Genomic DNA, 9,980 nt, shown 5'->3' with positions numbered 1-9,980 from the left:
AATGGATAAGCTCAAACTCATCGTAGCCGCAAATAATTCCGCAGGTCACGATGAATAAGATATCGGTTAATCGATGCCATATCTTCCCTTCCATTCTACTATCGTTCAATCCGCTAAAATAATCAAAAAACTTCCCTTGATATAAGCTTTCGCTCATCAGTATCCCCTCCACATATACTTCTGAGCTATAGCTTAATTCATAGTTGGTTGATTGTCCAGCAACTTTTACACCCATTTACTTCCTACATGAATTTGCCGTGGGTCGGATGCCCGGAGGTCAGAGGTCAGATCCGTACTTTGGGCGGTGTGGGGGTATGTCAGACATTTTGAGCAATGGAATTATAAGAAGGAAGGGTTTTAGGAATCTTTGTCGTAATGTGTAAAAGAACCGATAAAAATATTTTCTAAGGATGAATTGTAGATGAATGACTTAATCTGTTTTAAAGGATATCGTGATGGTGTCACATTAATACTAAATGATGCCGAACCGGATTTTGGGGAAATACTCAAACAGTTGAAGATGAAGATGTCACATCTCAACTTCTTTAGGGGTGCAGTTGTAAATATTGATATTGGCCAAAGGGAGGCCTTATCTCCCGAACAGCTGGATTCCCTGGAGGAGATTTTGTCAACCAAAAACATTCATATAAAAAATGTTGTTCCAAATGGCGAGAAACCGGGTGTTGTCAAGTCATCTTCAGTACAAACTGTCCAACACGAAAAAAGTAGATACCTGCATGATCAGCAGAACTATCAGGTCCGGACAGAGTCTTTCTCACCCGGGAAGTATTGTCCTTATCGGTGATGTCAACCCGGGCGGAGAAGTTTTCGCAAAGGGAAATGTCATTGTCTGGGGAACTCTTGCCGGTTTAGTTCATGCAGGAAACTGTGGCGATGAAAAAGCCTTCATTATAGCGCTTCAACTTATTCCAACTCAATTACGCATTGCACATCATATCGCATGTGCTCCCGAGCAAGCTCCCGATACGCCTCGTCGAGTGGAAATTGCTTACTTACAGAAAAATAGAATTGTCATTGAGGATTATAACAATACCAAAAATATGCTGGCAAACTTGTCTTAGTTTTATGGCAGTTTGATTAAACATGAACAGCCTATTTTTAGAACATATTGAATTTACCAACCAGCTACGGAAAAGCAACCTGGTGTATTTATACCAAGGTTGCTTTCTATATGCTTAAGACACTTTTTAAAGCATTTGTAATGCCGCATTATGGCCGGCAACAAAGCCTGATGACCAGGCCCATTGGAGATTGTAGCCACCACAGGCGCCGTCGATATCCAGGATCTCCCCGGCAAAATAGATGCCCCTGATCACCCTTGATTCAAGGGTGTTCCTGTCTACCTCCCGTGTATCTATCCCCCCGGCGGTTACCTGGGCGTTTGGCCAGGAGGTGGTTCCTGTGATGCGGAATCTCCAGTCTGTCAGGATGTCCAGGATTCTCTCCCGCTCTTCTTCGGTAGAGAGCTTCTCCGCCGGAGCCTTCATGTCGCTGATCCCTGCTTCCTTGAGCAGAACAGGAATCAGCCTCTTGTTGATCAGTCCGACCAGGCTGAACCCCACCGTTTTTCCTGTGGCATGGTGAAACCTTTTGGCCAACAGACCATCCAGGCTTTCCTTGGACATAGAATCGATCATGATCACACGCAGGACAGCATCACGGCCCTTTCGCAAAAGTTCTCCTGCCTTTCTGCTGATCTGGAGTATGGGTGGGCCAGAGATTCCGTAGTTGGTAAAGAGGATATCCCCGTGGTCGCTGGCTGCCGGTTTATTTTCGTCCAGGATCTCGGCAGTGCCGACAAACTTCACCCCGGCGATGCGTTTGAAAAAGTCTCCCTCCAGTTTCAGCGGCACCAGAGCAGGAAAGACATCCTTGATTGTGTGTCCCAGTTTCTGCGCCAGTCGAAACCCATCCCCATTCGATCCTGTTACAGGCATCGCGCGGCCTCCTGCTGCCAGGATCACACGGTCGCCCTTGATAACAGTGCCGTCAGCGAGTTCTAATTCGAATTTGTTTGTTATTGTTTTTTTTGATCTCTAACACTCGGGCTTCATAGAGAACCTTGATACCGGTTTGCTCAACTTCATACCTGAGCACATCCAGTACACTGGATGCCTGATCTGACATGGGAAATACCTTGCCTGCCTCCTCTACCTTGTGGGAGATGCCTAGCTTTTCGAAAAACCTGATTGTTTCCTTGACATCATACTGTGAGAGAATCCCTGCTGCCAGCTCGGGGTCTCCATGGTAACAGGCAGAACTGGTGTTGATATTCGTCAGGTTACAGCGGCCGTTACCTGTGACCAATATTTTTTTACCGAGGCGGGGGTTCTTCTCCACTATTGTCACATCTGCCCCCAATCTCCTGGCTGTTATTGCTGCCACTAAACCTGAAGCTCCCCCACCTACAACCACCACATTCAATTAGATCCCCTGCTCTTTCATCAGTGTTACCTTTAATCTAACCGCTTTTAATTGGAAAAGCAAATTAATCTGTGCTGTCATCATTGATATACTATGATGCTGGTACAACAAAAAGGCCCCCATTTATGGAAGCCTTTTTCGTTCTGCTTCTTTTCTTGTCTTAGTCCCTGCTCTGTAAAATAGTCATTGACCACATCTGCAGTTTCTTTTATCCGTCCATCTGTAGGCTACTGCTGCATCGACATCTTTGTTTTTTAAGGCCTGGTACATCCGCCATAGACCATCCCTGAGATATCTTTGAAATTCAGACCATATGTTTCCTCATCGCTGCAGAAAATGTGAGACGCGAGTGAGACGCGAGAACCGTCCCCGCGTCTCATTGCAAAAGGGTTATTGAGCCGATCAGGGGAAGGGGTTTTGCTTTACCCTGAACAGCGTTGACAATTCCCATTATCATAAAAATTAATACCGCCAGGCTTCCTAAGGGCAGTATCAAAAACCATCCAATTAAAGGGATAATGGACCCAGCGATACTGACTACTACAGCTGCAAGGAAAAGAACAAGGCCTTGATTGGTGTGATATCTGGCATAAGGGGATTCCTTTGCTGCCAGTAAAGGAATTAAAAAGATAATATAGGCCAACAGTGACATAACTTTATTGTTTTCTATGTCTTCCTTGGTGAATTGCCCAACTTGAGTTTTTTGATCATTCATCTCATCCATTTCATTCCGACTCCTTTCAAGCTATTGATTAAAATACCATTGAAAATTGCTATGCTTTGTGCATAATTCTATTCATTTTTTTCGATGGTGATAGAGAGGCTTTTTTCCTCAGGGCCGTAAGCTATACTGATCCTGCCGTTATCTGAACTTGCAAGATAACCAAATCCCACTGTACTTGAGTGCTCTGCCACATCCTTTGTAAATCCGGCCTTTTTTACCTCTTCCATATACTGTTTAAAATCGTTTTCCTGAACATTTTCTATCATAATAACGCAAGCTGAATCTGCATTCATTACTGAAACTATGTTACCTTTCTTAAATTTCGGTATAAGGTCCGCCGCTTTACCTTCAGGCCATTTACTATCACCGAAGGTAAACTCTTCATTACCATCTTTACCTTTAATAGTTATTTTGTCTTTGTCTGTGTCAATATCGACATTATCACCGGTAATTTTATCTACAGTTTTCTCCATTACCTTTTCCTGTATCTTTTGATCAACCTTTTTCCTGGCTCCGCATCCTACTAAAGAAAACAAAAGTATTACAGCGATTAAAATGGCAATAATTCGTTTTATCATAATCACCACCTCTCCTTTCATTGATTTCGATATCCATTTCACTTTATCAGCTGGATAGAAGCTTTCACTGATCAGTTCAGCCAGGTGGTCAAACCGCCCTCCCAGGATCGAGCCCTGTCCCGCTGTGCTCCGAATTCACTTACGATCACATCACCTCTTTTCTTCACTTGATTTTTTGAATTTCTTTATCTATATATTTATTGATGAATCACGAAAAAGTAAATCACTCCAAGAGTGATTTATGACCAAAAAAAGTAATCACCCCAAGGGTGATTTTTATTATTTTAGTATTATTTGGCTAAAACAATCGGATAAACTTTGGATCTAGATGAACATGACAGGGGCGGTATTAATCTAAACAATACCGGTGTCCTGGTTGTTATTGATACGGGTTGATCTTCAGCATTTCACCCAGGTCAACAAACTGGTAACCTTTTTCTCGCAGGCTGGTGATAATTTCAGGCAGGGCATTTACAGTTTCAGTTTTATCACCATCACAGTGCATGAGGATGATATCTCCCGGCCTTACATTCTCGGTTACGTTATTGATAATATTGTTCTTTTCTCTCTGTGACCAGTCTAAGGTATCAATCGACCACAAGATAACTTTGCCATTTTTACTCTTTATGACATCTGCAACCTTTCCATCTATCTCTCCAAATGGCGGTCTGATAAAAGCGGGTCGTTGTCCGATCAGTTCATATAGTTTATCTTCTGTCAGCTGTATTTCTCTTTTGATCTCCTGCCGCTCCATTAAGTTGAGCTGCTGGTGGCTCCATGAATGGCTTAAAACCAGGTGTCCATCCTGATAAGCCCTTTGTACAACATCAGGGTGTTGTTCGAGCTTATTTCCCACGAAGAAAAAGCTCGCTTTGACATGGTATCTTTTTAGAATATTCAGTACCTGGGGAGTGATCTCGTCATCAGGCCATCATCAAAGGTCAAACAGACCATTTTATCACTGGTGAAACCATTAATAAAAACAAGGCCGGGGTTATCTCCTGCAAATTTGACAATATCACTTCTCCATTTATTCATGTTTTTTTGCTTGTTCTTCGCTCAGATTATTAGACTTTCCTAAAATATTGTAGATTCTAGAAGCGCCTGTCCCTGTCTTTTGGCTGTCAGGATCGGTTTCATTTGTGCCAGGATTCTCGGATGGTAATGGATCTTCATTCTCTGGAGAGTTTGATTCGTTTTGGTCATCTGGTTCCTGATTATCTGCACCTTCTACAATTGTACTGTCTGGAATGATATCCAGCATACAAGGCTGATCTATACTCAAAAATATGATCATAATAAAACTTACAACCAGTACCAAGTATCCAGTAACCCTTTTCATAGAGAGTCACCCCTACTTTGTTTTTCTTATTCTTCCATTCGCAATTGCTCGACAATATTCCTGCTGTTAATCTTTTTCAGGGGCAGATAATCTGCTGCCTTCTTTTATTTGGTTCTCTTGCGTTTTTTTTATTCTTTTTGTCCGTTTGTTACGTAGAAACAGCTGCTTTATTGCTTTAGACAGTGGCAGGGGAAGATACGCTTTTATCCTCTACTAGTATTGCCATGAAAGCCGGCATCATGATGTCCAGAATCACCAACTGAATGGGGTGCTCGCTCAACTGGAATTCCTGCAACCAACCTTAATCACAACCCAACTCGGTCACTTGCGCCTATATGATTCCTGTTTTAGGAGCACTATTTAATCTTTCCCGTTATTATGTAACAGCCGGTGTTGTCAGGAGAGATCACGATATCCTTTAATATGTCCGGGAACAAGAGGCTATCTGCGTCTTGACGGCTAATATAGTAGTTGTTGAATTTATAATAACTGCCAACCTCAAGGCTGCAAATATACTCTTCCAGTGTCAATCCTTCTTTATAAATTATCTCAGCATGGGGAAGTCCGACATATCGAATATGCCATGGTTCAAATCTTACCCCAGTTATATGTTTCTTAAAAGGTGGATAGCGAATAATAAAACCGCACTTCCAGCATTCTTTGTTTATAAACTGGCCTACTTCTGATTTTAGAAATCCTGATCCTGCATAGTTGCGTACATAGACATCAAGAGCTAAACCCGTTTGATGCTCACTGGCGCCAGGTAATGCTGCTGTTTTCTTGTCTTTCTCATAGAGGTTTTTCTGCTCTTCTTCAGTTCTATAGTGAGACATCACAAAGAGATCTTCATCTAAATGTCTTTTCACATCAGCACTTAATTTGGCATAACTTTCAGCCAGCGACTCATCCATCAGGACGCCGGTATCTCTATAATTAACTAATTTAAAACTCAATTCTTCTCCAATTGGATACTCATTATTAACTAAACAGAGTGTATTGTTGCAGATGATGTCTGTTTTGCCGTTTTTTATATCGGAAACAGATATTGCCTGTAATGAATTTTTATTGAAGTTGACTTTTTCCAGTTCAGCAGATAAGCAAAATTGGTTCCAAGTATTTTCCATAATGAAACGCAGATCCGGACGATGGAAAACTACAATCACTGTCGCAACTGCAATTATGATCAACACAAGTATAAACATCTGCTTTTTTGCCACTCTTTTAACCATTGTACTTACCCCTTTTCGACGCCCAAACAGTGTTCTGCTATCAACAAATGTATTCTATAAGTTAATTGCATCCTAAACTGAGCACTGGAATCATTCCCGGGTCGCCTGATGATTGGTGTTCCTTTACAGTATAGGATAAATACTTTAAGGGAACCTTGTGTTAATTCTGAAGAATTTCTTAAGCTTTGAGAAAAGGAAGGATATGCCTGCACCGCATACCTTCAACTTTTAGTGATAACTTTTGTTCCGCCATTACCTTCAAAACCTCCTTTCGGAAAACCATTGATTAAGGTTCCCTGTATTCAACTGCTTGGTTGAAACATTAATACAGATACCTGCATGGCATCTCTACGGTTATCTTTGACTGTGATGGGAATTTGATTGATCCGGATCATAGCGCTTTAAGAGCAGCGAATTGGTCACCACTGATACAGAACTCAAGGCCATGGCCGTACCGCCCATCACCGGTGTAAATACACCGAAAATCGCCAGGGGAATGGTGATCATGTTATAGAAAAATGCCCAGAACAGGTTTTGTCGTATCTTGCGCAATGTCCGGCGGGAGAGGCGAATTGCAGAAGCGATCTTCATCAGATCACCATGCATCAGTGTAATAGAAGCGCTTTCCATGGCCACATCTGTCCCTGTGCCGATGGCCATTCCCACATCAGATGTAGCCAGGGCAGGTGCATCATTGATGCCGTCACCGACCATGGCTACAATATGTCCGGAATCTTTGAGCTTTTGTACCTCTTCGGCTTTATGTTGGGGTAAAACTTCGGCAATAACCTTGTCGTATGTTGACTTGCTCGGCGATAGCCTGGCAGTCTTCTTCTGGTCTCCGGTCAGCATGTAAATATCCAAACCCATCTGCCTTAGTTCTGAAATTGCCTGGCTGGCGTTTTCTTTGACCGTATCAGCGATAGCTACCAAACCGGACAAGCTGCTGCCTTTCATGGCAATGATCACTGTTTTACCCTCTTCTTCCCAGCGATTTTTCTGCGGGAGCAGCGGGGATATATCTATACCGAGCGAACTTGCCAGTTTCTCATTTCCGATCAGCCAGGTCTCATTCATCAGGTTGAATCTGATTCCCTGCCCAGGTAGAGCTTCGAAATTATCGACAGCTTCCAGCGGTATTTCCAGTTCCTCTGCCCGCTTAACCACAGCCTGGCCCAGGGGGTGTTCAGATTTTTTCTCCCCGGAGGCGATAATTCCCAAAAGTTTTCTCTCATCGAGCGGAGCCAGTGCAAAAATATCTGTTACCGCCGGGACCCCTTCAGTGATGGTACCGGTTTTATCCAGGACAACGGCATCGATCTTTCCCGCTTGCTCCAGATGTTCCCCACCCTTGATTAAAATGCCTCTCTCAGCCCCTACCCCGGTTCCCACCATGATCGCTGTCGTGTGGCTAATCCCAGGGCACAGGGGCAGGCAACAACCAAAACCGTGACCATGTGCATCAAGGAACTTTCAAAATTAGCACCGCTGATATACCAGCCACCGAAAGTGAGCAGGGCAATGGCTATAATCGCGGGCACAAAGATATTGGATACCCGGTCGGCCAGGCGCTGGATAGGGGCTTTAGAGCCCTGAGCGGCTTCCACCATACGAATGATCTGTGCCAGAACTGTATCTTGACCAACCTTTGTTGCCTGAAAAGTGAAGCTCCCATATTTATTGATAGAGGCTCCCACCACATCATCCCCGGGTTTCTTTTCCACCGGCAGGCTTTCTCCGGTGAGCAGTGATTCATCGATACTTGTGTTCCCCTCCTGGATAACACCGTCCACAGGAACCCTCTCCCCTGGACGCACGAGAATAAAAGCACCGACTAGCACTTCATCCACGGGGATATCCATTTCCACTCCATCCCGGAGTACCCGGGCGGTTTTTGCCTGCAGTCCCATCAACTTCTCTATTGCCTCGGATGTTTTTCCCCTGGCAACAGCCTCCAGCAGCTTACCCAGTAAAATGATCGTCATGAGCATGGCAGCCGACTCAAAGTAATAGACATTCCAGCCGGCAAAAAGGGAGATCAGGCTGTAGAAATAGGCGACCGATGTACCTAATGCCACCAGGACATCCATGTTGGCGCTGCCTGTTTTCAATGAGTGGTAAGCTCCGCGGTAAAAAGGCCAACCGGCAAAAAACTGAACAGGTGTGGCTAAAGCCAGCTGCACCCAGGGATTGATCATCAAGTGGCGCCCTACATGTGAAGAGATCATCATCACAGCAAGGGGAAGGGTAAAGAGAACTGCAATGATGAACCTGGTTAGCTGCCAGTTCTTCTCCTTTTGTCTTGCCTGGGCCGCTTCACTGAGAGAAAGATCACGGGCTTTTTGCACACCATAGCCCAGGTCTTTCACCGCCTTTTCTATCTCTGAAACTGTTATGATGCCAGGAATAAAGCTGATACTCGCCTTATTAGTGGTCAGATTGACCGCTGCCTTTTGCACTCCCGGCAGCGAATTCAATCTTTTCTCAACCCGTGCAGAACACGCCGCACAGGACATTCCGGAGATCAAAAGCTCTTGTTGCTCTTCTAAAACTTTATATCCCAATTCCTTGACCCGCTCAATCATTTGCCGGGGTTCTATTTGCTCAGGGTCATAGTTTATAGTCCCCTTGCCCATAACCAAATTAACGTTTGCAGATAAAACACCGGGAAGAGTATGCAAACCCTTTTCTACCCTGGCAGAACAGGCCGCGCAGTTCATGCCGGAAATGGGTATTGTTATTGCTGCCCTTTTTCCTGTCTGGCTTTCAGTTTCAGGCACGGTCAATTCACACCCCCTTATTAATTACCTGATCATCTTGAAGATCGTCTTCAGCACCTCATCGATCACCTGCTCATCGCCATCCAAAAGCTGATCCTTGACACAGGACTTCATGTGTTTTTCCAGCAGCAGTTTGGCCACACCGTTGAGTGCGGATTGGATAGAGGAAATTTGATTTAAGACATCATCACAGTAAGCATCCTCTTCGATCATCCTCTTGATCCCCCGCACCTGTCCTTCAATACGGTTAAGCCTGGCAACCAGTTGTTTGACGGTTTGCTCATCCTGCCACCTTTTTTTTCTTGCTGTTTCCACAGTTAAGACAGTTGTTTTTTAATTCGTCCATTCGGCACCATCCCCACTATCTATTATACCATACCCCCCTACCCTATTATGCAATGCCCCATCTTTTTTTTTGACCTCTGACCTCCGGTTTCCGACATCTATTCCCACTTCCCACATCTCATTTTGCTTGCTTTATTGTCTTATTGATATGTCTCCCACCCAGTGTTAACCCCGAAATAACTCTTATACAACACGAATAGGGCACTTTAATCACTGCGCCAGTTGGTCATGCCGAACTGTTGGTCAATTTATACAACACCTCAGAACTGACGCATAGCCTCTAACTACTATGCCCGACAAGGGTTTCCAGAGACTAGAAGAAATATTTTATCGAAAAAGGAACTGGACAGCGGTAATTAATTATGAGACAATAGTGTGGGTTATTATCAAAGGGGGCCTGCACTATGACAAAACAATACGACAACCAAGTCTTGGTAAGCGGCAGATATTTCACCGAACAGGAACTGCAAGATGTTAAGGAAATAATACGCATGTTTCCGAAACTAAGCCTTACCGAGCTAGCAAATACGGTATGTG

Annotated in this window: 14 protein-coding genes; 2 read left to right on the top strand and 12 right to left on the bottom strand. The window is 44.0% G+C overall.

Going from position 1 to position 9,980, the window contains the following annotated elements; genetic code table 11:
• Positions 1–235, bottom strand: a 235-nt coding sequence (locus SSCH_RS17725; RefSeq protein ID WP_232294446.1) for a transposase family protein, incomplete at its 3' end; no start/stop codon positions are given.
• A gap of 186 nt (positions 236–421) precedes the next feature.
• Between SSCH_RS17725 and SSCH_RS20415 the strand changes: the two genes are divergently transcribed.
• Together SSCH_RS20415 and minC are read left to right on the top strand one after the other, a co-directional pair.
• Positions 422–805 (top strand): septum site-determining protein MinC, encoded by a 384-nt coding sequence (locus SSCH_RS20415; protein ID WP_044665721.1) that lies wholly within the window; start codon positions 422–424, stop codon positions 803–805.
• Positions 738–1,082 (top strand): septum site-determining protein MinC, encoded by a 345-nt coding sequence (gene minC / locus SSCH_RS17720; RefSeq protein ID WP_232294443.1) that lies wholly within the window; start codon positions 738–740, stop codon positions 1,080–1,082. Before SSCH_RS20415 ends, minC begins: the two co-directional genes overlap by 68 nt.
• Positions 1,083–1,208: 126 nt before the next feature.
• Here the strand turns inward: minC and SSCH_RS12320 are convergent, their stop codons facing one another.
• The 11 genes from SSCH_RS12320 to SSCH_RS12285 form a co-directional block, all read right to left on the bottom strand.
• A complete protein-coding gene (locus tag SSCH_RS12320) occupies positions 1,209–1,985 on the bottom strand; it encodes an aminoacetone oxidase family FAD-binding enzyme (RefSeq protein WP_269746198.1) in 777 nt (258 codons plus the stop codon).
• A gap of 25 nt (positions 1,986–2,010) precedes the next feature.
• Positions 2,011–2,439 (bottom strand): FAD-dependent oxidoreductase, encoded by a 429-nt coding sequence (locus SSCH_RS21185; RefSeq protein WP_269746199.1) that lies wholly within the window; start codon positions 2,437–2,439, stop codon positions 2,011–2,013.
• A 382-nt stretch (positions 2,440–2,821) separates the two neighbouring features.
• Complete coding sequence (locus SSCH_RS12315) at positions 2,822–3,169, bottom strand: DUF4870 domain-containing protein (RefSeq protein WP_198142446.1); 348 nt, start codon at positions 3,167–3,169, stop codon at positions 2,822–2,824.
• Between the two features lie 68 nt (positions 3,170–3,237).
• A complete protein-coding gene (locus tag SSCH_RS12310) occupies positions 3,238–3,768 on the bottom strand; it encodes a DUF6591 domain-containing protein (RefSeq protein WP_044665720.1) in 531 nt (176 codons plus the stop codon).
• Positions 3,769–4,126: 358 nt separating this feature from the next.
• Positions 4,127–4,642, bottom strand: a complete 516-nt coding sequence (locus tag SSCH_RS12305; protein WP_232294454.1) for a polysaccharide deacetylase family protein — start codon at positions 4,640–4,642, stop codon at positions 4,127–4,129.
• A 2-nt stretch (positions 4,643–4,644) separates the two neighbouring features.
• Entirely contained in the window at positions 4,645–4,785 is a 141-nt protein-coding gene (locus tag SSCH_RS18395; protein WP_156972268.1) for a hypothetical protein, read from the bottom strand.
• Positions 4,778–5,089, bottom strand: a complete 312-nt coding sequence (locus tag SSCH_RS12300) for a hypothetical protein (RefSeq protein WP_044665719.1) — start codon at positions 5,087–5,089, stop codon at positions 4,778–4,780. Before SSCH_RS12300 ends, SSCH_RS18395 begins: the two co-directional genes overlap by 8 nt.
• 356 nt (positions 5,090–5,445) lie before the next feature.
• Positions 5,446–6,318: a M15 family metallopeptidase gene (locus SSCH_RS16915; RefSeq protein ID WP_052835623.1), complete on the bottom strand. Its 873-nt coding sequence runs from the start codon at positions 6,316–6,318 to the stop codon at positions 5,446–5,448.
• 354 nt (positions 6,319–6,672) lie between these two features.
• A complete protein-coding gene (locus tag SSCH_RS22505; protein ID WP_332306938.1) occupies positions 6,673–7,713 on the bottom strand; it encodes a heavy metal translocating P-type ATPase in 1,041 nt (346 codons plus the stop codon).
• Positions 7,695–9,098, bottom strand: a complete 1,404-nt coding sequence (locus tag SSCH_RS22500; protein WP_332306937.1) for a heavy metal translocating P-type ATPase — start codon at positions 9,096–9,098, stop codon at positions 7,695–7,697. Before SSCH_RS22500 ends, SSCH_RS22505 begins: the two co-directional genes overlap by 19 nt.
• Positions 9,099–9,122: 24 nt before the next feature.
• Positions 9,123–9,413 (bottom strand): metal-sensitive transcriptional regulator, encoded by a 291-nt coding sequence (locus SSCH_RS12285; protein ID WP_044665718.1) that lies wholly within the window; start codon positions 9,411–9,413, stop codon positions 9,123–9,125.
• Between the last annotated feature and the right edge of the window lie 567 nt (positions 9,414–9,980).

Source organism: Syntrophaceticus schinkii, assembly GCF_000946815.1.
Taxonomy (GTDB): Bacteria; Bacillota; DSM-12270; order Thermacetogeniales; family Thermacetogeniaceae; genus Syntrophaceticus; species Syntrophaceticus schinkii.
The sequence above is the reverse complement of the archived record's forward strand: the minus strand, read 5'-3'. Positions and strand labels throughout refer to the sequence as shown.

What these genes read in the sequence shown, in the direction of transcription:
- SSCH_RS16915 (WP_052835623.1), bottom strand. Translation starts at nt 6,318, where the DNA reads ATGGTTAAAAGAGTGGCAAAAAAGCAGATGTTTATACTTGTGTTGATC.
- SSCH_RS18395 (WP_156972268.1), bottom strand. Translation starts at nt 4,785, where the DNA reads ATGAATAAATGGAGAAGTGATATTGTCAAATTTGCAGGAGATAACCCC.
- SSCH_RS22505 (WP_332306938.1), bottom strand. Translation starts at nt 7,713, where the DNA reads ATGGTGGGAACCGGGGTAGGGGCTGAGAGAGGCATTTTAATCAAGGGT.
- SSCH_RS20415 (WP_044665721.1), top strand. Translation starts at nt 422, where the DNA reads ATGAATGACTTAATCTGTTTTAAAGGATATCGTGATGGTGTCACATTA.
- minC (WP_232294443.1), top strand. Translation starts at nt 738, where the DNA reads ATGATCAGCAGAACTATCAGGTCCGGACAGAGTCTTTCTCACCCGGGA.
- SSCH_RS12310 (WP_044665720.1), bottom strand. Translation starts at nt 3,768, where the DNA reads ATGAAAGGAGAGGTGGTGATTATGATAAAACGAATTATTGCCATTTTA.
- SSCH_RS12300 (WP_044665719.1), bottom strand. Translation starts at nt 5,089, where the DNA reads ATGAAAAGGGTTACTGGATACTTGGTACTGGTTGTAAGTTTTATTATG.
- SSCH_RS12315 (WP_198142446.1), bottom strand. Translation starts at nt 3,169, where the DNA reads ATGGATGAGATGAATGATCAAAAAACTCAAGTTGGGCAATTCACCAAG.